This window comes from Pseudomonas sp. Ost2, assembly GCF_018326065.1.
Classification (GTDB): domain Bacteria; phylum Pseudomonadota; class Gammaproteobacteria; order Pseudomonadales; family Pseudomonadaceae; genus Aquipseudomonas; species Aquipseudomonas gingeri.
The window spans coordinates 2629958-2653759 of sequence record NZ_AP021904.1; the positions used below are offsets into that span (position 1 = coordinate 2629958).

The following is a 23802-nucleotide window of genomic DNA, read 5'->3' on the forward strand; positions in this document are numbered from 1 at the left end:
GAGGCTTTCTGTTATTTGGTGCTTTTCAACGGGTGATGGCTGTTATGGCAACGGATCATTCAAAAAACAGCTTGACACTCCTCTGTTTCTAGCGGGCTAATGCTTGTGCAAAATTTCATTGAGTGATCATTTGGTCGCTGTCTGTGCTTCTGTCGGGCAGCAGAGGAAAATTTATGGATGCAACCACATTGTTTTCGGTAGCCGTCGGCAGCGACGAGGCCGGCTACGAGCTCAAGGAGCTGCTCAAGCTCCATATCGAAAGCCTGGGCTACGGGCTCCAGGATTTCGGCTGTTACTCCTCCAGCCCCGTGCTTTACCCGGATATCGCCGCCGCGGTCGCGACGGCCGTGGGTGGCGGGGAGCATCGCCTGGGTATCCTGATTTGCGGCACCGGTATCGGCATGGCCATTTCCGCGAACAAGATCAAGGGTGTGCGTGCGGCCCAGGCCCACGACACCTATTCGGCCGAGCGTGCGCGCAAGAGCAACGATGCGCAGATCCTGTCCATTGGTGCACGGGTGATCGGTCCCGAGTTGGCCAAGAGCATTGTGAAAATCTTTCTCGAGTCCGACTTCGAAGCCGAGCGCTCCGGTCCGAAAGTCGAGCGGATCAGCGCCGTCGAGGCGGCGAACAGGGCACTGACCGGCCTCTAGGGCCAGGGCTGCCGCGCCTGCATGAAGTCTGGTCGGGATAAGCGCCAGGGACTGAAATAAAAATCAACAAGAGCCCAAGAAATGTCCAACCTGCAACCGATTCCGAAACCGAGCCAGCGTACCCTGGCCAACGCCATTCGTGCCCTCAGCATGGATGCCGTGCAAAAAGCCAACAGCGGCCATCCGGGTGCCCCGATGGGCATGGCGGATATCGCCGAGGTGCTTTGGCGCGATTATCTGAAGCACAACCCGAGCAACCCGTCCTTCGCCGACCGTGACCGCTTCGTCCTGTCCAACGGCCATGGCTCGATGCTGATCTACTCGTTGCTGCACCTGACCGGCTACGACCTGTCCATCGACGACCTGAAGAACTTCCGCCAGCTGCACAGCCGCACCCCGGGTCACCCGGAATACGGCTACACCCCGGGCGTGGAAACCACCACCGGTCCGCTCGGCCAGGGCTTGGCCAACGCCGTCGGCTTCGCATTGGCGGAAAAGGTGCTGGGCGCGCAGTTCAACCGTCCCGGCCACAACATCGTCGACCACCACACCTACGTGTTCCTCGGTGATGGCTGCATGATGGAAGGCATTTCCCATGAAGTCGCCTCCCTGGCCGGCACCCTGGGCCTGGGCAAGCTGATCGCCTTCTACGATGACAACGGCATCTCCATCGACGGCGAAGTCGAAGGCTGGTTCACCGACGATACGCCGAAGCGTTTCGAGTCCTACAACTGGCAGGTGATCCGCAACGTCGACGGTCACGATCCGGAAGAGATCAAGACCGCCATCGAGACGGCGCGCAAGAGCGAGCAGCCAACCCTGATCTGCTGCAAGACCACCATCGGCTTCGGCTCGCCGAACAAGCAAGGCAAGGAAGACTGCCACGGCGCCCCGCTGGGTGACGCGGAGATCGCCCTGACCCGTGCGGCGCTGAAGTGGAACCACGGCCCGTTCGAAATTCCCGCCGACATCTATGCCGAGTGGGATGCCCGGGAAGCCGGCCGCGCGGTCGAAGCCGAGTGGGACCAGCGTTTCGCGGCCTACTCCGCGGCCTTCCCGAGCGAAGCCAACGAACTGGTGCGTCGCCTGAGCGGTGAGCTGCCGGCCGACTTCTCGGAAAAAGCCTCGGCCTACATCGCCGAAGTCGCGGCCAAGGGCGAAACCATCGCCAGCCGCAAGGCCAGCCAGAACACCCTGAACGCCTTCGGCCCGCTGCTGCCGGAGTTCCTCGGCGGTTCGGCCGACCTGGCCGGTTCCAACCTGACCCTGTGGAAAGGTTGCAAGGGCGTCAGTGCCGAAGATGCCAGCGGCAACTACATGTACTACGGCGTGCGTGAGTTCGGCATGACCGCGATCATGAACGGCGTCACCCTGCATGGTGGCCTGCTGCCTTACGGCGCGACCTTCCTGATGTTCATGGAATACGCCCGCAACGCGGTGCGCATGTCGGCGCTGATGAAGAAGCGGGTGATCCATGTCTACACTCACGACTCCATCGGCCTGGGCGAAGACGGTCCGACCCACCAGCCGATCGAGCAACTGGCGAGCCTGCGTTGCACGCCGAACCTCGACACCTGGCGTCCGGCCGACGCGGTGGAATCCGCCGTGGCCTGGAAGCACGCGATCGAGCGCAAGGACGGTCCTTCGGCGCTGATCTTCTCGCGGCAGAACCTGCAGCACCAAGCGCGTGATGCGGCGCAGATCGACAACATCAGCCGTGGCGGTTACGTGCTGAAGGATTGCGCGGGCGAGCCGGAACTGATCCTGATCGCCACCGGTTCGGAAGTCGGCCTGGCGGTGCAGGCGTACGACAAGCTGAGCGAGCAGGGGCGCCAGGTTCGCGTGGTGTCGATGCCATGCACCAGCCTCTTTGATGCCCAGGACGCGAGCTACAAGCAGGCGGTGTTGCCGCTGCAGGTGGGCGCGCGTATCGCCATCGAGGCCGCGCATGCGGACTACTGGTACAAGTACGTGGGCCTGGAAGGCCGCGTGATCGGCATGACCACCTACGGTGAGTCGGCGCCTGCGTCCGCGTTGTTCGAAGAGTTCGGCTTCACCCTGGAGAACATCCTGGGTCAGGCTGAGGAACTGCTGGAAGACTGAGTTCGAGAGTGGCTGCGCTTGCTCCGGCCTCTTCGCGGGCAAGCCCGCTCCCACGGTTCTGATGTCGTGCCATGGATTCCTGGTCGGACACGGATATTGTAGGAGTGAGCAAGCCTGCTCCCACGGGTTCGATGTCGTGCCACGGATTCCTGGTCGGACACGGATATTGTAGGAGGGGGCAAGCCTGCTCCCACGGATTTGATGTCGTGCCACGGATTCCTGGCCGGACACGGATATTGTAGGAGTGGGCAAGCCCGCTCCCACGGATTTGATGTCATGCCACGGATTCCTGGCCGGACACGGATATTGTAGGAGTGGGCAAGCCCGCTCCCACGGGTTCGATGTCGTGCCATGGATTCCTGGCCGGACACGGATATTGTAGGAGTGGGCAAGCCCGCTCCCACGGGTTCGATGTCGTGCCACGGATTCCTGGCCAGGCACGGATACTGTGGGAGCGGGCTTGCCCGCGAAGGCGTCCGGTCGGGCGGCACAGTCATGGAAGGACGCAATCAGCCCCGTTGCGCCGCCGCCAGGTGTTCCACCAGGTATTGCGCATCCCGGGCGATTCCCGAGAACCGGCCGGAGCCCCAGGTATGCAGCCACGGCAGGCCGAGGAAATACAAACCGGGGTGGGCAGTGACACCACGATGGTGACCGGGATAGCTGCGGCCATTGAAGACCGGCACATCGACCCAACTGAAATCCGGCTGGAAACCGATGCACCAGATGATGCTGGTGATGCCACTGCCTGTCAGGTCCAGTTCGTTCCTCTCGATCTGCGGGACCCAGAGCGGGGTGTACGCGGTGCCCGCGGGCGCGTCGATGGCATTGTCTGCAATGTACTTGTCAATGCTGCTGTTGATGCGGTTGTACACTGCGTCGGCGGCATCCAGCTTGGCCCCCAGGTCGCCGGCGAATTTCAGGGTGCTGCCGTCCAGGCTGTCCAGCCGCCCGAACAGTTCCATGCCTTCGCTGGCGAAACGCCGCAAGTCGATATCGCGCCCGCCGTCACGCCCGGTGACGTAGTGGTTGGTGTTGTCGCGCACGCCTTCGCGCAGCGGGTGGGTGTCGACGCCGATATCGTAGTAGCCCATCTGTGCCAGCCAGTCGACCACATCTTTGCCGCGATAGAAGCGGGCGCAACGCGGCGCGTCGCCGACCGCGAGGAACACCTTGCGCCCGGCCAGGTGCAGGTCCTCGGCGATCTGCGCCCCGGACTGCCCGGAGCCGACCACCAGCACCGCACCGGCGGGCAGGGCCTGGGGGCTGCGGTACTGCTCGGAGTGAATCTGACTGATTGCGGCGGGCAGGCGTTCGGCCAGCCGCGGGATGATCGGCGTGTGATAACCGCCACTGGCGACAATCACCTGATCGGCGCTGAAATCGCCGGCCGAGGTATTGAGCAGGTAGCCGCCCTCGGCGCGTGCGCTCATGCGCTGCACGGCCACGCCTTCCCTGACCGGAGCGTTGACCTTGGCGATGAAACCGTCGAGGTAGTCGATGATCTGCTCTTTCTTCATGAAACCATGGGGATCGTCACCCTCGTACGGATGGCCCGGCAGCGCGCACTGCCAATTGGGTGTCACCAGGCAGAAGGCGTCCCAGCGCTGGTTGCGCCAGGTGTGGGTCAGGCTGTGCTTTTCCAGTACCAGATGGTCGATGTCCTGTTGTTGCAGGTAGTAACTGGCGGACAGTCCGGCCTGGCCGCCGCCGACGACGATGGCTTTGTAGTGGGTCATGTTGCAATCCTCCTGGGGGATGAGCAGGGTGCTCAGATATCGCCGAAGCCCGCGTAGTGAACCTTGCCGGCGCCCTGGTTGCTGATGTCCAGTACCTGCACCCGGGCATCCGGGTCGGGGAAGCGCCGGGCCATCAGGCGCAGCCCGCCGAGACTGTCCATGGCAGAACTGCAATAGAAGCCCTTGACCTGCCTGACCCGTTCCGAGGCAGCGTTCAGACCGGTTTCGGCCCGGCGCAGAAATTCGGCCATGGCATAGGAGCGACCGGCTTCGAAGTGCGCGTAGATGGTGGTCGAGGGTGAGTAGGCGTTGCTTTCCTGGCCATCGGGCCAGCGCAGGCGAATATTGACGGCGGGCATGTCAGTGCTCCTTTGAGACGGCTGAAAGTTGAAAGCCGGGGTGGCTGAAGCCGGTGAACGGTTGTTCGGCCAGGTTCCAGAATTCGTGGCAGGCATCACCCTGGCCGACCCGCAGCCGGGCGCTGTCATCGACCTCGCCGATGCAGGCACAGTGAATGCCTTCAAAGGCAAAGGCGGCCTCGACGGTGGGCAGGTCCTGGCGTTCCAGGGTGAGCAGGAAACCGTAGCTGGGGAAGGCCTGCAGCCAGCGCTCCAGCGGTGCATCGGCCGGCCGGGGCAGGGCGTCGAGGTCGATGCGCGCGCCGCGGGTCGTGGGCTCCAGCAGCATCAGCAGGGTGCCAAGAATGCCGGCGTTGCTGATGTCCTTGGCGGCATGCAGGAGACCGGCTTCGGCCAGGCGCGGGATGACTTCGAGTTTTTCCCGCAGGCGTTCGGCGGGTACGTTTTCAAAGGCTTTCCAGTAGGGCGCAGTGCCGTGCCAGCTGCCGTCGAGGTCCACGGCCATGGCGATGACCTGGCCGGGCGCGACGTGCAGGGTCGACAGCAGGCTGCGTGCCCAACCGCTGATCGCCACCGCCAGGGCCGCCGGATTGCCCGGCGCCTGACTGGTGTGGCCGCCGGCGAGGATCAGGCCGTAGGCCTGGCAGGCGTCACGAATGCCGGTCAGGACACTGTCGGCGGCTTGGCGGTCATGGTGCCAATAGGCGTTGACCACGGCGCTGGCCCGCCCGCCCATGGCGGTGATATCGCTGACATTGGCCATCACCGCCGACCAGCCGGCGAACCATGGCGCCTGCTCGACAAAGGCCGGGATCATGCCCTCGATGGCCAGCAGTTGGTACTGGTCGCCGCAGCGAATCGCCGCCGTATCGTCGCCCGGCAATGCATAGCAATCGTCGTGGCCAGCAGTGCGTGCCGGCAGTGCCCGCGCCGGATGCTGGATCGCCAGCTTGGCGCGCATCGCCGGGGTATCGCGCAGCCTGTGCAACATGGCCTGCAGCGCGGTCGAGGCCAGTATCGGGTCAGTCATGCCGGATTACCTTGCGGGGCACCAGCGCGACTTGCCGGGGCATGAACGGATAACACTCCAGCCGGGCCTGCATCAGGCAGTGCGGTTGGCCCAGCAGTTCCATGGGCTGCAGGGTCTGCCAGTGCAGGCTGTGGAAGTAGCTCTCGTTGGCCTGCTGCACGGTGGCGAGGAAGGTCCGGCAGCCGAGGTCGATGGCGCGCGACACGGCCTCGTTGACCAGGGCCTTGCCGATCATGCCGTGACGACGATAGGCCCGTTCGACACACAGGCGACCGCCGTACCAGGTTCCCGGCGTGCTCTCGTAGATGCGCACGGCGCCGACCACCTGCTCGGGCATGCCGCAGTGATGGGCCACGGCCACGATGGGAATGGCCTGGAAATCCTTGTCATCCTTGTCCTGGGCCAGCAGTTGCTGTTCGGCGCAGAACACCGCGCGGCGCAGCGCATAGTAATCCTGGCGCTCCCAGGTTTCGGCGGCGGGCTTGACCAGCAGATCATCGGCGAGAAAGTCTCTGAAGGTGCTGTCGATCAGGGCAAAGGCATGTTCGGCCATGGCGTGGGGCTCCGGTTACTCGTGATGTTTCAGGGCCGAGCAGGCACCGCACTTGGCACAGCCGGCGTTGATCTGGTCCGAGTGCAGGCCGTGCCTGCGCAGGCTGGCGCCGATGCGCGGGTAGAGCCGCTGCATGAAGGCGCTGTCGGGCTTGGGGTGATGGGCCAGCGGTGTGCCGTCGATGGGCACGAAAGGCACGACGAAGGGGTACACGCCGGCGCTCGCCAGGCGTTCGCTCATCTGCGCGATGGCGTCTTCGCTGTCGCCCAGGCCGGCGAGGATGTAGGTGCTGACCTGGCCGCGGCCGAACACCTGGACGGCGGCATCGAAGGCACTGAAATAACGTTCCAGCGGCACTTCGGCCTTGCCCGGCATGATGCGGCGGCGCACGACATCGGTGACCGCTTCCAGGTGCATGCCCAGCGAGACCACGCCGCTGTCCTTGAGGCGCTGGAACCAGGCATCGTCGTCCGGCGGTTCGCACTGGGCCTGGATCGGCAGGTCGACCGCGGCCCTGACGGCCGCTGCGGATTCGCAGAGAATGGCGGCGCCACGGTCGGCGGTCTGTGGCGTGCCGGTGGTCATCACCATGTGCTTGACGCCATCGAGTTCCACCGCGGCCCTGGCGACTTCGGCCAGTTGCGCCGGACGCTTGCGGGCAATGGTCTTGCCCGCGGCGAGGGACTGGCCGATGGCGCAGAACTGGCAGGCGGTCGCGGCTTCGTTCAGGCGGATGCAATGCTGCAGGATCGTGGTTGCCAGCACGTCTTTGCTGTGCAGCGTGGCAATCTTCCAGTAGGGCGTGCCGTCTGCGGTGCTCAGGGCGTAGAAGTTCGGCACACCCGGCAATTGCACCTGGCCGACCTGCAGGCCTTCGCGAAAGATCAGTGCCTGCTGGCCGGCCGCATCGGGGACGGCGGAGTAGGGCGAGTCCAGGGAGGCGCGGTTGAGCATCGGCACCATCGCGGTGTGGGCGCCCAGGCTCAGCGCCTTGTGGTCCGAAGGGCCGGCCCCGCCTTTGCGCGACAGGCCGTCGGCGCCTTGCCAGCGCACACCGTGGCATTGCAGTTCGGCCAGCAGGTCCGTGCCGGCCGAGGAGGCGAGCAGGCTATTCATGGGCCTGGCCCTCGAAGCTTTCGCGCCGCTCATGCAGGTGCGCGGCGGGGCGCCGGTCGATCAGCAAGCTCAGCAGCTCGGGGCGGCTGTAGTGACCCACCGCGTCCATCATCCGCTTGCGCTTGTCGATCAGGTTGAAGTCCAGATCGGCGATCACCACTCCTTCGCCGCTGCGCAGCGGCTCGCCCAGCAACTTGCCTTCCGGCGAGACGATGGCGGTGAAGCAGCCGCCGGAAATGGGCTCCAGGGCGCAGCCGGTGTCGGCCATGATCCGCGCCTGTTGTTCGGCATCCAGCCATGCGGTGGCATTGACCACGAAGCACCCGGACTCCAGGGCGTGGTGGCGGATGGTGACTTCGATCTGTTCGGCGAAGACCTGCCCGACCAGGGAGCCGGGGAACATCGCCGCGTGAATCTGCTCGCCATCGGCCATCAACGCATAGCGCGCCAGGGGGTTGTAATGCTCCCAGCAGGCCAGCGCGCCGATGCGGCCGACGGCGCTGTCGGTGGCGCGCAGGCCAGAGCCGTCGCCTTGGCCCCAGACCATGCGTTCGTGGTAGGTGGGGGTGATCTTGCGCCGATGCTGGATCAGTGTGCCGTCGGCATCGAACAGCAACTGCGCGTTGTAGATCGTGCCGCCATCGCGTTCGTTGATGCCGATGCAGGCGACGATCCCGGCCTCGCGGCAGGCTTCGCCCAGTTGCCGGGTCGCATCGGACGGCACGGTGACCGATTGTTCCAGCAGTTGCAGGTGTTCCCTGCCCATCGCGAAGGGCGGTTGGACAAAGGAGAAATAGGGGTAGTAAGGCACCACGGTTTCCGGGAACACCGCGAACCGGACGCCTTGGCGACCCAGGTCCAGGAGCGTGTTGCAGAGCTTGGCTACCGTGGCTTCACGGGAATACAGCACAGGGCTGAACTGGACGGCGGCAGCGCGGATAGTGGACATGTCAGGGGTTCCTGTCGGGGTGGTCGGCTGTCGGGCGGCGTTGAGCGTGGCGGTGCCGGCGATGGCGCTCACGGTCGCCATCGCACGCCCACCGGGTTCCAGGCGGCCTTATGCGGTCCAGGTATCGATGATCATGGCGCCCTCGCGGCGCATCAGCAGGCGCAGGTCCATCACGTCCAGCGGGTTGATCGGGCGGATGCCTTCGATCAGGGCTTTTTCGGTCTGGCCGTAGAGGGCTTGCAGGGCGAAGCGGCAGGCGTAGACCTCACCGCCTTCGGCCATGAAGGCCTTGATCTGGTTATTCACCGCCAGGTGACCGGGGAAGGCTTCGGCACCGAGGGTCGGGAAGCCGCGCTGCACCCCCAGTTGCACGCCCGGTCCGTAGAGCAGGATCTTGGTTTCGAAGCCCTTGCGCAGCAGGCGCTTGGCCTGCAACAGGTTGACCAGGCCGATGGACCCTTCGAAGGCGATGGTGTGGAACGTCAGCAGGGCCTTGGCACCCGGTTCGGCCTTGACGTCCTCGAAGACCTTTTCTTCGTAATTGACCAGGAAGTCGCCATCTTGGTAATGGGCAATGTCCACGTTTGGCATGGTGTCGTCTCCGTTATGGTTGCTGTTATCGATGGCCGGGGAGCGGCTGATCGTTGCAAGGCATGGAGCGAAGGACGTGCCAGTTTTGCGTGGTGCCGACGGTTTGTTTTTATCTGATTGAAAAATATGAATATTTTTCGGTCGTGGCGGGTTTGTGGAACACATTTTCAGGTCGAAACGGCTACGTAATTACGTAGAAATACGATTATTCGTAGTGGGGTTCGACGAGAGTTCGTACCCCTCGGGCGTGGGTCGGCAACGCCCCGGCAGTGTCAGGCCTGTTGAATGATGGAACCGTTGCTCAGGAACTCGCGCACATAGGCGCTCGGCGTCTTGCCGGTGAAGGCGGTAAACGCCAGGGTGAAGGCGGCACCGCTGTTGAAGCCGACTTCCAGGGCGGTCTGGGTCACCGACATCTGCTTGCGCGTGAGCAGTTCGATGGCGCGGGTCATGCGCAGTTCCTGGAGGAAGCGGCGCCAGCTCATGCCCAGTTCTTCCTGGAAATGCCGGCGCAGGGTGCGCGTCGAGGTCCCGGCCGCTTCGGCCGCCAGTTCGATGGTCGCGGTGTCCAGGCGTGTGCGGGTATAGGCGACGGCGCGCTTGATGATCGGCGACTCGCCATAGGGCACCCACATCATTCTCGAACATTCGAACCAGTCCTTGCAGAGCAGGCCCAGGGTGTTGAGGTAACCGTTGGCCACGGCATCGTCGGCGTCCCGCGTGCGTCCCCAGCGCAAGGCATAGCCGAACATCTCCCGGGCCAGGCTGCTGATCGAGGCGGCCCAGCAGCCTTCGTGCTGCCAGACGGTATGTTCCGCGCCCAGGTGGATGACCACCAGCACCGCATCGGCGCTGGCGTGGATCCGGTAGGGCCGGTCATGGGGAATGAACACCATGTGCGCCGGCAGGATCAGCCACTGGCCATGGGGACCTTCCAGTTTTACCCGGCCACGTTCCACGCAGAGGATCTTGTTCTTGCCGTCGCCCCGCGAGCCGACCGTCAGCCGGCCCGGCTCGATGCGCTCCACGCATTCGGGCGTGGGGGCGTCGCAGCGAAAAGGGTTGTGGACGTCATCCTCCGGTTCGATCCAGACCGATAACTGCGCCGCGTCACTCATGTCCTCACTCCAGTGGATGGGCCGCTGCACACCGAGCCGTGCCTGAGGGGTGGCCGATATTCGATGATTGATTGGCCGATTTCAGTCGGTGGCAATTCCTGTGGGGCGGATAATAGCCGAAAACAAAAATAACATGGCCATAAAACTAAAAACGGCCACGGAGGATGATATGCAAGCTGAGCTGCATCCGCAAAACCCCACGCCAGGGACTGCTGTCCCGGCCATCCTCACCGTCGAAGGGATCGGGAAAAAATTCAACGGCGTGCCCGCCCTGATGGACGTGAGTTTCGCCATCGCCCCCGGTGAGATCGTCGCCCTGCTGGGTGAGAACGGCGCGGGGAAATCGACCCTGATCAAGATTCTCGCCGGGGTCCACCTGCCGTCCAGCGGACGCCTGCTGTTTCGCGGCGAGCCGTTCGATCCTGCGGGCAACCACAAGCGCATTGCCTTCGTGCACCAGGACCTGGGGCTGGTCGACTGGATGACTGTCGCCGAAAACATCGCTCTCTCGACGTTCTATCCGAAAAAGTCCGGGCTCATCCATTGGTCGTCGGTCACCCGCCGGGCCCGTGAGGCGCTGGCGCTGGTCGGTGGCGAGATCGATCCGCGGCAGCGGGTCGGCGAGCTGAGCCGGGCGGAAAAATCCCTGGTGGCGATTGCCCGGGGACTGTCCAGCCAGGCCGACGTCATGGTCCTGGACGAGCCGAGCGCCAGTCTTCCCGAAAATGAAGTGCTGCGACTCCATGAGGTCCTCAAGGGCCTGCGGGCACGGGGTGTGGCGATGATCTACGTGTCGCACCGGCTCGATGAAGTCTTTGCGCTTTCGGATCGCATCGTCGTGCTGCGCGACGGGCGCAAGGTGGCCGAGCAGGCCACCCGGCAGACCCGCCCGGACGAACTGGTCCGGCACATCATCGGCCGCGAACCCGACTCGGTGTTTGTCCGGCCGCAGCTGGTCAGGGCGGCACCGACCGTGTTGACCGTCCGCGGGCTGGTGACGGAGGAGGCCGGACCACTGGATTTCGATGTGCGCCGGGGCGAGATCCTCGGCCTGGTGGGCTTGCGCGGGGCGGGGCACGATTCGTTGGGCAAGGCGCTGTTCGGCGCGGCTGCGATCGTCAGCGGCGAAGTCCTGCTCAACGGCGCCGGGGTGAATCTGTCGACGCCTGCCGCCGCCATCGCCAGTGGCGTCTGCCTGGTGGCCGGTGATCGCTACGGCGAGTCCGTCGCGCCCGGACTGAGTATCCGTGAAAACCTCTTCCTCAATCCCCTGGCCAGCGGCCGCACCGGGTTCAAGCCGCGCTCCCCGGCCAGCGAGGGCGGTGAAGCCCTTGAGCTGGGGCGTCGTGTGGCCCTGGCGCCGAATGATCCCTCGGCGCCGATCGAGACGCTGTCCGGCGGCAACCAGCAGAAGGTGGTGATCGCCCGCTGGCTGCGCATCGGTGCCCATGTGCTGATGCTCGAAGACCCCACTGCCGGCGTCGATATCGGCGCCAAGGTGGAGATCTATCGCCTGCTCGGTGACGCGGTCCGGACCGGCATGGCCGTGCTGCTGATCTCCTCGGACTTCGAGGAAACCGCGCAGATCTGCCACCGCGCCCTGATCTTTCGCGATGGCCGCATCGCCCGCGAGTTGCCGATGGCGCAACTGAGCGTCGATGCACTGCTGCGTTGCGCCTCCCTGGATGCCGCCGATCCCGCTCCCACAACAATAATCAAAACCGCGTGAGGTTCCACCATGCAATCGCTTAAATCCAACGCGCTCGAACCGACCCGCCGAGAGCTGGCCGAACTGTCGGGGGTCGCCCGCCTGTTGCGCCTGCTGCCGGTGTTCGGCCTGCCGATCCTGACCCTGCTGTTGATCGCGCTGTTCTCGATCCTGTTGCCGGATACCTTCCCGACGCTGCTCAACCTGCGTTCGATCATCGGCGACAAGGCGATCATCGCCATTCTCGCGCTGGCGGCGATGATCCCGATGTCCAGCGGCCGCATCGATCTCACGGTGGGCTACGGGATTGTCCTCTGGCATATCCTCGCCATCAGCCTGCAGACGGTCTACGGGCTCGACTGGATCACGGCCGTGGTCATCGTCCTGGTCCTGGGGGCGCTGTTGGGCTTGCTGAACGGCCTGCTGGTGGAGATCGCCCAGATCGACTCGTTCATCGCCACGCTGGGCACCGGCACCGTGCTGTACGCCATTGCCATGTGGCATACCCAGGGACGGCAGGTCATCGGCAGTTTGCCGGACGCGTTCACGGCGCTGTTCACCAGCCATTTGTGGGGCATGCCGATTGTCGCGGTGTACGTGCTGGTCATCAGTCTGGTGCTGTGGCTCGCGGCCGACTTCCTGCCGGTCGGACGCTACCTGTACGCCATCGGTGCCAACTCCCGGGCCGCCACCTTGAACGGTATTCCCACCCGCCGTTATGTGATTGGCGCGTTCGTGGCCTCCGGTGCATTGACGGCCTTCGCCGGGGTGATCCTGGCGGCCAAGCTGCGCATCGGCCAGGCCAGCGTCGGGCTCGACTTCCTGCTGCCGGCGCTGGTCGGCGCCTTCCTCGGGTCGACCACCATCAAGCCGGGGCGGGTGAATGTCTGGGGCACGGTGGTCGGGGTGGTGATCCTCGCTGTGGGCATCTCCGGTATCCAGCAACTGGGTGGCGAGTTCTATGTCGAGCCGCTGTTCAACGGCATGACCCTGCTGGTGGCCATCGGCATTGCCGGTTATGCCCAGCGTCGGCGCAGCGTGGCTCGCAAGCGTCCGGCCACCGCGGCCCGCGCAGCGGGCGATCCGCAGGGCAAGGCAGCCTCCACCTGAAACCCTCTTTCCGCGATGCACCTCAATCCAAAAACAACAAAAGGGGACACCATGAACATGCTCGACCTGAAGCGCCTACACCTCTGCGCGGCGATGGCCGTGTGCTTGCCACTGGCCGCGCCGGCCCATGCCGGGGATGCCTTTCTCGAACAGGCGCGCGCGTATACCCGCGACGTCACCCAACCCGGCCAACCCTGGACCGGACCCACCAGCGGAGCGCCCGCGCAGTCGGGCAAGAGCATCGTCTTCGTTTCCGCGGACCAGCGTGACAGCGGCCCGCGCGGTGTCGGCCAGGCGGTGCAGGAGGCGGCCAAGGCCATCGGCTGGAGCTTCCGCTCGATTGACGGCCAGGGCTCCATCTCGGGGCGCTCGGCCGCCTTGAACCAGGCCATTGCCCTCAAGCCCGACGGCATTGTGCTGGGCAGCGTGGATGCCAACGAGCAGGCGCAGTTGATCAAGGATGCCAGCAGCCGGGGCATCCGCGTGGTGGGCTGGCATTCGCTGTCCAGGCCGGGACCCGCACCGGCGGCGGGACTGTTCACCAACCTGGCGACCGACCCGCTCGACGTCGGCAAGGCGGCGGTGATGTACGCCGTCGCGCAGTCCGACGGCAAGGCCGGGGTGGTGATCTTCACCGACTCCACCTACGAGATCGCCATCAGCAAATCCAATGCCATGGCCGAGCTGGTCAAGCAGTGCTCGGGTTGCCAGTTGCTGAAAATCGAGGACGCGCCCCTGGCCGATTCGGCGACACGCATGCCGCAACTGACCACCACGCTGTTGCAGCGTTTCGGGGCGAAATGGACCTATGCCTTGTCGATCAACGACCTGACGTTCGACTTCATGGCGCCGGCGTTGCAGCAGGCCGGCTACGCCGCGGACGGGCCATTGCTCGGGGTCTCGGCCGGCAACGGCAGCGAAACCGCCTTCCAGCGCATCCGGACTGGGCAATACCAGAGCGCCACGGTCGCCGAGCCGGTGTCCCTGCACGGCTGGCAAGCGGTCGATGAGCTGAACCGGGCTTTTGCCGGGCAGTCGCCGAGCGGCTTCAGTGCGCCCGTGCACCTGGTCGTGGCGGGCAACATCGCCACCGATGGCGGTCCCCGCAACCTGTATGACCCGGACAACCATTATCGGGATGTCTACCGCGGCATCTGGGCCGGTCAATAACCTTATCCCTTCATGCAGACCCGGCCTGGTCCGCGTGGACCGGGCTTTCCATCCCGCATCACCCCGAAAGAGGCAAGACCATGACCAAGACGTTCTGGCCGGAAGGTGTCCGGCTCGTGATATCGGTTTCCATGCAGTTCGAAGCGGGCGGCGAAGCCCCCTTCGGCGCGATGGGACCGTTCAGCAACATGTTCGGCATGAAGGACGGCTATCCGGACTTCCCCACCCAGTCCTGGTACAAGTACGGCTACCGCGAGGGTATCCAGCGGATGCTCGACCTCTGGGACAAGTACGCCATCAAGGTCACCTCGCACATGGTCGGCAGTGCGGTGGACCGTTCTCCTGAGGTGGCGAAGGAAATCGTCCAGCGCGGCCACGAAGCGGCTGCCCACGGGCGTGACTGGATCCCGCAGTACGACCTGTCGCTGGAGGATGAGCGCAAGTTCATCGCCGACAATATCGACAGCATCATCAAGGCCACTGGCGTGCGTCCGGTCGGCTACAACGGCGCGGCCATGCGCGGCACGCCCAATACCCTCAACCTGTTGCAGGACCTGGGCTTCGAGTACCACATCGATGATGTCAGTCGCGACGAGCCGTTCCTGATTCCGGTGCGGGGCAAGGATTTTGTCGTGGTGCCCTATACGATGAACCTCAACGACATCATTCAGTTCGAGGGCTACCAGTACAGCGTCGACGCCTTCGAGCGCCAGTTGCATGACGAGTTCGACCAGCTTTACGAAGAGGCCGGCAGCCGTCGGCGGATGATGTCGATCAGCACCCATGACCGCATCGCGGGCCGGCCGGCGCGGGTGCGCTCGCTGGGACGGTTCCTCGAATACGCACTCAGGCAACCGGGCGTGGTGTTCATGCGCAAGGATGAAATCGCCCGCTTTGCGGCGTCGAGCGCGGACACCGTGCGCGATATCAACGAGTACGATGTCTGGGCCAGGAAGCTCGGGCTGAGCGCCTGACAGGGCAGGGGGCTGCCGGTACGCAGCCCCTTTTCACACCAGGTCCCGCGACGTCAGCAGGTGAACGCCCTGGAGCCCGGAGCACACGGCTTCGATCATCACCCGGGCAATATTGGCCGGCGGGTTGATCCACAGGCCGCGTGGCAGTATCGGCCGAAGCAGGGCCGCCAGGGGCATTATCAGGCGTTCGGCGGGGCGGAACTCTTCGCGGCTGCCGCCAATCATGCCCGGGCGAATGATCGTCAGCGAACGCAGGCCGATGCCCTGGATATCGCGTTCCAGCTCACCTTTGACCTGGCAATAGTAGAGCGGTATGGACAGCGAGGCGCCGGGCGAAGAGATGATCGCGCAGGCCTTCGCACCCAGTGCCAGGGACCATTCGGCAAACTTGATCGGCAGCACGTAGTCGACCTCTCGGAACGCTTCCTTCGAGCCGGCCTTGGCGATGGTCGTGCCCATCGTGCAGATCATCGCGTCGATCGACAGCCCGGCGATGTCGGCAAAGGTCTGGTGCAAATCGGCCGACACCGGGTTGAGGAGCCTGGGGTGCATCGCCAGCGCCCGGCGCGTCGGGGCGATCACCTGTTCGATCCGTTCATTGGCCAGCGCCTGCTCCAGCACGTGGCGGCCGACCTGGCCCGTTGCCCCGAGAATCAGTACCTTCATCGTGATTGCCTCTGTGTTCAGCGCGCGACGGGGCGTGATGCCGGGACGTTGTCGTGAAAGATCGAGCCGTAGTAGGCATGACCGCTGCCGAGGTGGGGGCCGAAGGCGAAGCCTTTCTCCAGCATCACCTGCATGTCGGCCTCGGTGATGCGCATCACATAGCTGTGTTCGGTGGTGCTCAGGACGCAGTCGGCGCCCTGGGCTTCGCGCAGATTGAACCACTTGCCGGGGGCGGCGTGCCCGCTGGGAAACGAATGGCCGGCGTACTCCACCCGCCATCCACCATCGAGCAGGATCCAGTAGTCGGCTGCCGGTGCGTTGGCCTGAGCGCTGCTGGCAATGACCGAACCTTCTTCGGCTTCCCATTCTCGCGAATGATCGATCACCCACTGCAACTGGTCGCTCGACAGCGCCGTGAAGAACGGCGTGTGCCGCAGCAGATGCAAATACGTGATGGAAGGTTTCATGCTTATTTCCTGCGTGGCGTCGGGTTTCGATGGGGTTGCGCACGCCGTGAGGGTGATCGCCGCGAACAGCCCGAAGGTGGCGATCCCCAGGCACCTGCGCAGGGCTGCGGGGATGGTTGACGGTCGAGGGCGCATGGCGTGTTTCCTGGCGCGGTGGGCGAACGGAGGCCATGGTGGATTGTTTTTTCGCAGAGATAATTACCGCGAAACCGACAACATAATTCCATTTTCCTCAACTATCGGGCTCAAGGGGGACGACGGGGCGATCGGCTTTTCTGATGCGTGTTTTTCAACGCCAACTGATCCTATCGGGGCGCTACGAAATTCCGTATAACTGGCTTTGTCCGACACTGGCAGTCACGGGATTTCGTAGGCATGAGCGACACTGACTTCCTGGCTGGCTGGGCCGACCTGGCCTATTCCTCCCGACACATGGTGTTCGAGCACTGCGCCGAAGCCATTGCCCTGCTCAATCCCTATGGCGACCGTTTCGGCGACCTGAACATCGCCACCTGCCAATTGCTCGGCTATCCCCGCCAGGAACTGCTGGAACTGCCGGTCAGCAAGCTGTTCGGCCATCAACTGGCGGACCTGATCGTCTTTACCCAGGCGGTGATGGACAAGGGCCGGGGCTGGACCGACGGGCTCAGTTGCAACTGCAAGAGCGGCGAGCGCATCGAACTGGAAGTCTCCGCCACCGTTCTCCAGGTCAAGGGCCAGCCGCAACTGATCCTGGTGCTGCGCGAGCAAAGCCGGCAGCGCTACCATCGCGACCAGGCCGATACCGAACGCACCATGCGCGGCGGCCTGATCGAATGGCGCAATATCATGAACCTGTTCCAGGAAACCGAGCGTGACAAGCAACTGCTGCTCAGTTCGGTGGGGGACGGTATCTACAGCATCGACAGCGAAGGGCTCGCCACCTTCGTCAATCCGGCCGGCGCGCGCATGCTGGGGTGGGCCCCGGAGGAGATGATCGGCAAGAACATCCACCGCATCCACCACCACACCCACGCCGATGGCAGTCACTACCCGGTCGAAGACTGCCCGATCTACAAGGCGGTGCACGACGGCCTGGTGCACGAGGGGCGTCAGGAGGTGTTCTGGCGGCGCGACGGCACCTCCTTCGCGGTGGAGTTCACCAGCACGCCGGTGATCAGCGACAGTCGGATCGTCGGCGCGGTGGTGGTGTTTCGCGATATCACCGAGCGTCGTACCACCGAATTGCAACTGCAGAACGCCCTGGCCGAACTGCAGGCATTGAAGCAGCGACTCGAGGAACAGAACGCCTACCTGCAGGAAGAAATCCATATCGAGCACAACTACCGGGATATCGTCGGCCAGAGCGAGCCGATCCTGAAGATCGTCCGGCAGATCGATGTGGTCGGCCCCACCGATGCCAACGTGCTGATCCACGGCGAGTCCGGCACCGGCAAGGAGCTGATCGCCCGCGCCATTCACCAGGCCAGCCGGCGCCGCGAGCAGCCGCTGATCCGGGTCAACTGCGCGGCGATTCCGGCCGAACTGTTCGAGAGCGAGTTCTTCGGCCACCTGCGCGGCGCCTTCACCGGGGCGGTGCGCGACCGGGTCGGACGCTTCGAGCTGGCCGATGGCGGCACCCTGTTTCTCGACGAAATCGGCGAGATTCCCCTGGAGCTGCAGAGCAAGCTGCTGCGCGTGCTGCAGGAAGGGCAATTCGAGCGGGTAGGGGAAGAGCGCACCCGTAGTGTGGATGTGCGCATCATTGCCGCGACCAATCGCGATCTGCGGGTTGAAGTGCAGGCCCGGCGTTTTCGCGAAGACCTGTTTTTCCGGCTGAACGTGTTTCCCGTCCATTCGCCAAGCCTGCGGGAGCGCCGTTCCGATATTCCCTTGCTGGCCTCGCATTTTCTCCAGCTGATCGGGACGCGGCTGAACATGTCCGGGCGACGCCTGAGCAAGGGCGACATGGCCCGCCTGCAGGCCTATGACTGGCCAGGCAATATCCGCGAGCTGCAGAACGTGATCGAGCGGGCGCTGATCACCGCCACCGGCGCCGAGTTGAATATCGACCTGCCCGGCGCGGCGGTGTCCGGTCAGGCACCGGCGTCAGAACACCTGCGGCCCATCATGACCGAGCAGCAGTTGCGTACCCTGGAGCGCGACAACCTGTGCGCGGCGCTGGCCGCCTGCGGTGGCAAGCTGTTCGGCAAGGATGGTGCGGCCGAGCTGCTGGGGATCAAGCCAACCACGCTGGCCTCGCGCCTGAAGAAGCTGGGCATTGCCTAGGCCTGGTCCGGTGACAGGCTCCGGACCACCGGTATTCCCTGCTCCGGGTGTGAAGTGAATTTCGTCACCGGCCTCTAATGGCTCCGGGGGATTGTCGCTAGTGTCACAGCGAAATCGCGATCCCAGGAGCAGGACATGCCGCCAATCGTTCGTCGAGACTTCCTCAAAGCTGCGGCGGCCATGCCGGTGCTGGCCGCCGGACTCATGCACGGCGCCGCCGCCATCGCCGGCGACACCCCGTCGGCACCCAGGCACTTTGACTATGTGGTAGCCGGCGCGGGTCATAACGGCCTGATCTGCGCCGCCTATCTCGCCAAGGCAGGCTACCGGGTCCTGGTACTCGAAGGAGACGCGCTCATCGGCGGCGGCTGCAAGACCACTGAACCGCTGCTGCCGGGGTTCAGGGAAGACCTGTGCTCCAGCGCCCATGGCGCGATCCTCGGCAACCCGCTGATCCGCGACCGGGAACTGGACCTGGCGCAATACGGCTATGAACTGCTGTATCCGGATGTGGTGCTGCACTATCCGTTTCTCGATGGCGCGTCCTTCACCGTGTTTCGCAATGACGTCGAGCGCACCGCCGCGACCATCGAGCAGGTGTCCCGCAAGGATGCCCGGACCTTCCGGCGCGCGGCAGCGGTACGGGCGGGACTGGCCGCGATGCCGGCGGAAGCGGCGGCGGCTTCCCGTGACGGTCTGTACCTGCGCCGGCTCGGCGAAATGACCGGGTTCGCGGCCGCCCGGGCCGTCTGGGAAAGTCCCCATATGCAGGCGGCGGCCCTGTCCGGCGGTCGTTTCTTCGGGCCGATGGGCAGCGACTACGGCACCGGCAGGCAGGCGTTCTCGATGCTCGATCATCTCAGGGGCCGGCCGATCCCCAAGGGTGGTTCGGGAATGTTGAGCGTGGCGCTGGGCCGCTTTATCGAAGCCCACGGCGGGGTCATTCTCACCCGCAAGTCGATTGTCCAACTGGTCATCGAGCAGGGCGCGTGCAAGGGCGTCGAGTGCGCCGACGGCACGCAGTACCGGGCCGACAAGGGGGTGGTGTCCAGTATCCACGTCAAGCACCTGATCGACATGGCTCCGCGCGAACTGTTTGGCGATGCCGTGCTCGACGGCATCGACCTCATGCAACCGGAACTGGCCATGTTCCAGTTTCACTTCGCCTTCACCGAGGAGCCTGCCTATGCGCTGGCCTCCGGCGGGACCATTGCCAGCTGTGAAGCCGCGCTGATGGAAGACCCCGCGAGTATCTTCACACTGACTCCGGACGACGCCCATGGCGAGCTGAACATTGCCGATTATCCGCTGCAGGTCTGTCATCCCTCGGTCTTCGATCCGACGCGGGTGCCGGCCGGGCGGGGGTTGCTGAAAATCGAAGGGTGCATGCCCTACGCCCTCAAGGGCGGGGCGCAGCACTGGGACGATATCAAGGATCAGGTCGCCGATACGCTGCTGACGCGCTACCTGCGCTACACGACCAACCTGAGCAAGGACAAACTGCTCGGCAGCTTCCTGCTCAGCCCCCTGGACATCGAGCGGATCAACCCTGCCATGTGGCGTGGCGGCGCGCATCATTTCGACAATCGCGGGGGCAACTTCGCCCCCTGTCGCCTGGGTATCCCCGGTCTCTATCAGACCGGTGCCTGCACGGCACCCGGCGGATCGATCAGTGGTCTGCCGGGACGCAACACGGCGCAAGCGGTCTTGCAGGACCAGGGCCGCAGCCTGAAGGAGGTCGTCGGCACGCCCGCGGTCTCCTGAGCGGCCGTTGCTGAGCAGTTTTTCGAATATGAAGCCCTGGAAATGATTGAAGTGATCATAAAAATGATTTCTTGCGCATATCGGGGCTTTGTCATACCGTGATTGTGACTGAATTAATCACGATGATGACTGATTCGGTCAGGCTTGCTCAGCAGCGCCCCTATAAAAATAAGGAGTACCCGCATGGCCCAGTTTCCCATCAAGCGGTCGATCGAACGCGTTCCGGGCGGCATGATGATTGTCCCCCTGCTCATCGGCTCCCTTGTCGCCACGTTCCTGCCCGACATGCCGAAGTTCTTCGGTTCCTTTACCAATGCGATGTTTACCGGGGCCCTGCCGATCCTGGCGGTGTTCTATGTCTGCATGGGCGCGAGCATCGACGTCAAGGCCACGCCCTACCTGCTGAAAAAAGGCGGCGTGCTGTTCGGCACCAAGGTCGGCACCGCCATGCTCATCGGCATCGTGATGGGGCATTTCCTCGGTGAGCAGCCGATCACCTCCGGATTGTTTGCCGGACTCTCGACCCTGGCGGTCGTGGCGGCCATGAACGATACCAACGGTGGCTTGTACATGGCCCTGATGGGGCAGTATGGGCGCTCCGAAGACGTCGGTGCGTACTCGGTGATGTCGCTGGAGTCCGGTCCGTTCCTGACCATGGTGACGCTCGGTGTCGCCGGCTTGTCGGCCTTCCCCTGGCCCACCCTGGTGGGCGCGATCCTGCCGCTGCTGCTGGGCATGTTGCTGGGCAACCTTGACCGCGAAATGCGCGACTTTCTCGCCAGGGCCGTGCCGGTGATGATTCCGTTCTTCGCCCTGGCCCTGGGCGCGACCCTGGACCTGCATAAAGTCTGGCAAGCCGGGTTGCTCGGTATCGCCCTGGGCATCGCGGTGGTCGTGGTCACCGGCATCCCGCTGTACTTCGCCGATCGTCTGTCGGGCGGCACCGGCGTGGCAGGGGCGGCGGCGGCGAACACGGCCGGCAATGCCGCGGCGGTGCCGGCGCTGATCGCCGCGGCGAATCCGGTCTACGAACAGGCGGCCGCCAGCGCGACCTTGCTGGTGGCGTCCTGTGTCGTGGTGACGGCGATCGTCTCGCCGGTGCTGGTCTCCGCCATCGCCAAGCGGGTCAAGGGCCGAACGGCCGATGAAACCCGGCCCCAGGCAACGGACGGGCAGGGAGCCCCACGATGAGCATGCTGATCATCGCCGACGACCTGTCGGGGGCCGCCGACTGTGCCATCGGCTTTGTCTGCGCGGGCCTGCGAACGGTGGTGGCGCTGAATCCGGCACAAGTCACGGGCGATGCCCAGGTCATCGCGGTGGACACCGACTCGCGTCGCCTGCCGGCCGGGGAGGCGGCCGAGTGCGCCAGCGCCGCGTACCAGGCGCTGATCCGACCGGGGCAACGGCTGTACAAGAAAATCGATTCGACCTTGCGCGGCAACTGGGCGGCCGAGGTCGCGGCGCTGCAGCGACGGGCCGGCCTGGCAATCGTCGCCCCGGCATTTCCGGCCACGGGGCGCACGCTGCGCGATGGCCGCGTACTGGTCAACGGTGTTCCCCTGGAAAACACGGACACCTGGCAACTGGAAAATGCCGGTCGCCCGGCGGATGTCGACGGCATGCTCGTGGCCGCCGGGCTGAGTACCGCCCGGGTGGGAATCGAGCGGTTGCGTGGCCAGCCGGCACAGCTCGTCCGGCATCTGCATGAACTCAGGCGCCAGGGCATCCAGGCGCTGATCGTCGATGCCGAAACCAGCGACGACCTGCGCATCCTTGCCGACGTGACCCTGCACCTGGAACCACCATTTTTCTGGGTCGGCTCCGGAGGCCTGGCCCGTGAGATCACCCATCTGCCCGAGCTGCTGCAAGCCTCGACGCCAGCCGCGGCGACCTTGCGCAACGGCACGGGGCCGGTGCTGGTCATGGTCGGCAGCCTGTCGGCTGTTTCCGAGCGCCAATGCGCGGTGCTCAAGGCCCGCAGCGCGATAGCCGAGCTGATCGTGCCGTCCGCCGTACTGCGCCCGGGCCCGGCGTCCGACGCGTGGTCCACATGGGCCACGCGTATCGCCCGGCACCTTGGCGGTGGCGAGGACCTGCTGCTGCGCATCGGACGCGACGAAGCGTTCGACCCGGCCGAAGGCGCGCACTTGTCGAACATGCTGGCGGCCATGGTCAAACCCGGCTTTGCCCAGGTCTCCGGGCTGGTGGCGACGGGCGGGGAAACCGCCCGCGCGATGCTCATGGCCGTCGGCATCGAGAGCCTCGAACTGGTCACGGAAATCGAAGCCGGGGTCGCCGTGGGCCGCCCCCTTGGCATGGAACACGGCCATCGCCCGGGCATCGTCACCAAGGCCGGGGCCTTCGGCAGCGAACAGGCGCTGTATGCCGCCTGGCTTCATTTGAGCGCGGACAGCGGGTCCGGCGCTCCACTTCATGCATTGAAAGGATCAAGGTCAGTCTTATGAGCAACTATCTTCCCGTTATCGGTCTTACCATGGGCGACGCCGCGGGCGTCGGGCCGGAAATCATCGTCAAGAGCCTGACCCATGACATCGTCTACCAGCAATGCCGACCGCTGGTGATCGGTGATGCCCGCCGCCTGGAACAGGCCAATCGGATCGTCAACGGCAGTGCCAGGGTCCGACGTATCAAGGACGCCAGCGAAGCCCTGTACCAGCCGGGCACCATTGATTGCATCGACCTGGACCTGATTCCCGAAGACCTGCCGTTCGGGCAGTTGTCGGCGGTCGCCGGCGATGCGGCCTATCAATACATCGCCCGTGCCGTCGAACTGGCGCAGGCCAGGCAGATCGACGCCATCTGCACCGCGCCGTTGAACAAGGAAGCGCTGCATGCCGGCGGTCACAAATACCCCGGCCATACCGAATTGCTCGCCCACCTGACCCACGTCGACGAGGTGTCGATGATGCTGGTCGCGCCGCAACTGCGGGTGATCCACGTGACCACCCATATCGGCATCATCGATGCGATCCGCAAGATCGAGCCGGGCCTGGTGCAACGGACCATCGAGCGCGGCAACGCAACGCTGATCAAGGCCGGCATCGCCAGGCCACGTATCGGTGTCTGTGGTATCAACCCCCATGCCGGCGAGAACGGCCTGTTCGGTTATGGCGAGGAAGAAGAGAAAATCATCCCGGCGGTGCAGGTGTTGCAGGCGCGCGGTTTCGACGTGACCGGCCCGCTGCCGGCCGACACGCTGTTCTTCCGTGCCGGGCGGGGCGACTTCGACCTGGTGGTCGCGATGTACCACGACCAGGGACATGGCCCGGTCAAGGTGCTGGGCCTGGAGGCGGGGGTGAACGTGACCGTCGGCCTGGAAGTGGTGCGCACTTCCGTCGATCATGGCACGGCGTTCGACATCGCCGGCAAGGGCATCGCAGACGAACGCAGCCTGCTCGAAGCGCTGCGCCAGGGAGCCGAGCTGGCGACGCGGCGATAAG

The 23802-nt window shown here is 64.7% G+C and carries 21 protein-coding genes; 11 read left to right on the forward strand and 10 right to left on the reverse strand.

Annotated elements, in window-relative coordinates; translation table 11 throughout:
• Positions 1-173: 173 nt before the first annotated feature.
• Complete coding sequence (gene rpiB / locus KI243_RS11485) at positions 174-653, forward strand: ribose 5-phosphate isomerase B (RefSeq protein WP_177088317.1); 480 nt, start codon at positions 174-176, stop codon at positions 651-653.
• An 81-nt stretch (positions 654-734) separates the two neighbouring features.
• Positions 735-2756 (forward strand): transketolase, encoded by a 2022-nt coding sequence (gene tkt, locus KI243_RS11490; protein ID WP_017128304.1) that lies wholly within the window; start codon positions 735-737, stop codon positions 2754-2756.
• A gap of 509 nt (positions 2757-3265) precedes the next feature.
• Here tkt and KI243_RS11495 read toward each other — a convergent pair.
• From KI243_RS11495 to KI243_RS11530, 8 genes are all read right to left on the reverse strand, one after another.
• On the reverse strand, positions 3266-4495 hold the full coding sequence (locus tag KI243_RS11495) for an MSMEG_0569 family flavin-dependent oxidoreductase (protein WP_212810839.1): 1230 nt from the start codon (positions 4493-4495) through the stop codon (positions 3266-3268).
• Positions 4496-4527: 32 nt separating this feature from the next.
• On the reverse strand, positions 4528-4854 hold the full coding sequence (locus KI243_RS11500; protein ID WP_177109714.1) for an MSMEG_0570 family nitrogen starvation response protein: 327 nt from the start codon (positions 4852-4854) through the stop codon (positions 4528-4530).
• 1 nt (position 4855) lies between these two features.
• Entirely contained in the window at positions 4856-5884 is a 1029-nt protein-coding gene (locus tag KI243_RS11505; protein WP_212810840.1) for a sll0787 family AIR synthase-like protein, read from the reverse strand.
• Positions 5877-6437, reverse strand: coding sequence for an MSMEG_0567/Sll0786 family nitrogen starvation N-acetyltransferase (locus KI243_RS11510; protein WP_177109265.1), 561 nt, complete (start codon positions 6435-6437; stop codon positions 5877-5879). The genes KI243_RS11505 and KI243_RS11510 overlap by 8 nt, the downstream gene beginning before the upstream one ends.
• A gap of 15 nt (positions 6438-6452) precedes the next feature.
• The gene (locus KI243_RS11515) at positions 6453-7553 is read right to left on the reverse strand and encodes an MSMEG_0568 family radical SAM protein (protein WP_177109264.1); all 1101 of its coding nucleotides are present in this window, start codon (positions 7551-7553) and stop codon (positions 6453-6455) included.
• Entirely contained in the window at positions 7546-8502 is a 957-nt protein-coding gene (locus tag KI243_RS11520; protein WP_017128787.1) for a Nit6803 family nitrilase, read from the reverse strand. The genes KI243_RS11515 and KI243_RS11520 overlap by 8 nt, the downstream gene beginning before the upstream one ends.
• Before the next feature lie 108 nt (positions 8503-8610).
• On the reverse strand, positions 8611-9093 hold the full coding sequence (locus KI243_RS11525) for an MSMEG_0572/Sll0783 family nitrogen starvation response protein (protein WP_017128788.1): 483 nt from the start codon (positions 9091-9093) through the stop codon (positions 8611-8613).
• Positions 9094-9365: 272 nt separating this feature from the next.
• A complete protein-coding gene (locus KI243_RS11530; RefSeq protein ID WP_103032873.1) occupies positions 9366-10211 on the reverse strand; it encodes a helix-turn-helix domain-containing protein in 846 nt (281 codons plus the stop codon).
• A 169-nt stretch (positions 10212-10380) separates the two neighbouring features.
• Between KI243_RS11530 and KI243_RS11535 the strand changes: the two genes are divergently transcribed.
• The 4 genes from KI243_RS11535 to KI243_RS11550 all read left to right on the forward strand — a co-directional run bounded on the left by KI243_RS11535 (position 10381) and on the right by KI243_RS11550 (position 15173).
• Positions 10381-11940 carry a sugar ABC transporter ATP-binding protein gene (locus KI243_RS11535; protein ID WP_212810841.1) on the forward strand — a complete coding sequence of 520 codons (1560 nt, stop codon included), beginning with the start codon at positions 10381-10383 and terminating at the stop codon, positions 11938-11940.
• A gap of 9 nt (positions 11941-11949) precedes the next feature.
• Complete coding sequence (locus KI243_RS11540; RefSeq protein ID WP_017128791.1) at positions 11950-13029, forward strand: ABC transporter permease; 1080 nt, start codon at positions 11950-11952, stop codon at positions 13027-13029.
• A 51-nt stretch (positions 13030-13080) separates the two neighbouring features.
• Positions 13081-14199: a substrate-binding domain-containing protein gene (locus KI243_RS11545; RefSeq protein ID WP_017128792.1), complete on the forward strand. Its 1119-nt coding sequence runs from the start codon at positions 13081-13083 to the stop codon at positions 14197-14199.
• 80 nt (positions 14200-14279) lie between these two features.
• Positions 14280-15173 (forward strand): polysaccharide deacetylase family protein, encoded by an 894-nt coding sequence (locus tag KI243_RS11550; protein WP_017128793.1) that lies wholly within the window; start codon positions 14280-14282, stop codon positions 15171-15173.
• Between the two features lie 33 nt (positions 15174-15206).
• On the opposite strand, the gene KI243_RS11555 is transcribed toward KI243_RS11550, so the two are convergent.
• The gene (locus KI243_RS11555; protein ID WP_017128794.1) at positions 15207-15839 is read right to left on the reverse strand and encodes an NAD-dependent epimerase/dehydratase family protein; all 633 of its coding nucleotides are present in this window, start codon (positions 15837-15839) and stop codon (positions 15207-15209) included.
• Between the two features lie 17 nt (positions 15840-15856).
• Positions 15857-16306: a hypothetical protein gene (locus tag KI243_RS11560; RefSeq protein ID WP_017128795.1), complete on the reverse strand. Its 450-nt coding sequence runs from the start codon at positions 16304-16306 to the stop codon at positions 15857-15859.
• A gap of 375 nt (positions 16307-16681) precedes the next feature.
• Here KI243_RS11560 and KI243_RS11565 point away from each other — a divergent pair, with 375 nt between their 5' ends.
• The 5 genes from KI243_RS11565 (at position 16682) to pdxA (ending at position 23801) form a co-directional block, all read left to right on the forward strand.
• On the forward strand, positions 16682-18574 hold the full coding sequence (locus tag KI243_RS11565) for a sigma 54-interacting transcriptional regulator (protein WP_103032872.1): 1893 nt from the start codon (positions 16682-16684) through the stop codon (positions 18572-18574).
• A 135-nt stretch (positions 18575-18709) separates the two neighbouring features.
• On the forward strand, positions 18710-20338 hold the full coding sequence (locus KI243_RS11570; protein ID WP_212810842.1) for an NAD(P)/FAD-dependent oxidoreductase: 1629 nt from the start codon (positions 18710-18712) through the stop codon (positions 20336-20338).
• Positions 20339-20521: 183 nt separating this feature from the next.
• The gene (locus KI243_RS11575; protein WP_017128798.1) at positions 20522-21529 is read left to right on the forward strand and encodes a 2-keto-3-deoxygluconate permease; all 1008 of its coding nucleotides are present in this window, start codon (positions 20522-20524) and stop codon (positions 21527-21529) included.
• Positions 21526-22806 (forward strand): four-carbon acid sugar kinase family protein, encoded by a 1281-nt coding sequence (locus tag KI243_RS11580; RefSeq protein WP_212810843.1) that lies wholly within the window; start codon positions 21526-21528, stop codon positions 22804-22806. Before KI243_RS11575 ends, KI243_RS11580 begins: the two co-directional genes overlap by 4 nt.
• Entirely contained in the window at positions 22803-23801 is a 999-nt protein-coding gene (gene pdxA, locus KI243_RS11585) for a 4-hydroxythreonine-4-phosphate dehydrogenase PdxA (RefSeq protein ID WP_017128800.1), read from the forward strand. Before KI243_RS11580 ends, pdxA begins: the two co-directional genes overlap by 4 nt.
• Position 23802: the final 1 nt, after the last annotated feature.